At 39.8% G+C, this 844-nt stretch carries 1 protein-coding gene; it reads left to right on the top strand.

Annotated elements, in window-relative coordinates; translation table 11 throughout:
• Positions 1 to 168 precede the first annotated feature (168 nt).
• The gene (locus tag HHO50_RS20920) at positions 169 to 684 is read left to right on the top strand and encodes a carboxypeptidase-like regulatory domain-containing protein (RefSeq protein WP_181309092.1); all 516 of its coding nucleotides are present in this window, start codon (positions 169 to 171) and stop codon (positions 682 to 684) included.
• Positions 685 to 844: the final 160 nt, after the last annotated feature.

Raw genomic sequence — 844 nt, 5'->3', positions numbered from 1 at the left:
TCGGTTGTTAGACCCTGTTCGCCTTGTTAGCGTGTAGTGCACTGGCTGCTTCTTCAGCTACAGAAAGTTAACCCTGTAACTGGCAAAATGGAAAGTAGTGATATTGAAAAAATGAAACTGAGCTAATCTAAAGGTTGGGTGTAAGTGTAAAAATCAAAATTAGCTTCAATGATGAAATGGTTATCAACCCTTTTGCTTATTTACAGCTCTTTGACAGTTTTCGGTCAAAATGGACAAATAGCAGGTGTAATTCAGAAGCGCGATTCTCTTTTAGACTTTAAATATTTGACTATTTTCCTTATTAAGGATAGCTCAGAATTTAAAGGTGCAATTCCTGCCACAAGCGGCGAATTTTCAATTAAAGAAGTACCAGAAGGAATTTATAGCCTAATCATAAGGCAAATCGGGTTCAGAGACGCTTTTACAGATAATATAGTTGTTTCAGACGGCAAGACTACAAAACTCAACCTGAAATACCCTCCCCCTTGTGGATTTGTCTATGCAAAGAACACACAGGTTAAATGCATTGGCGGACATACGGACAATATAATACCAATTGTCTATGGGCTCCCGACAAAACGGACAATGAATAGAGCTGAAAAGGGTTTGGTTAGGTTAGCTGGCTGCATTATTAGCGAATGTGACCCACAGTACTACTGTAAAATCCATAAACTGGAGTTGTAAAAGTAAAAACACCTACACCCAACATTGTGCAAACACCATGCTTCGGCCGACGGCCTAGCACGCTGTTTGCACGAGGCCGTTGGCTGCAATTGTAGAAACTTAAACCTGCTGGAACGGCAAAAAAAATATCAGCAGAAGTAACAGCAGAAGTCAATAAAAT

The organism is Rufibacter sp. XAAS-G3-1 (assembly GCF_013623775.1).
Lineage (GTDB): Bacteria > Bacteroidota > Bacteroidia > Cytophagales > Hymenobacteraceae > Nibribacter.
This window is presented reverse-complemented; position numbering and strand designations above follow the sequence as displayed.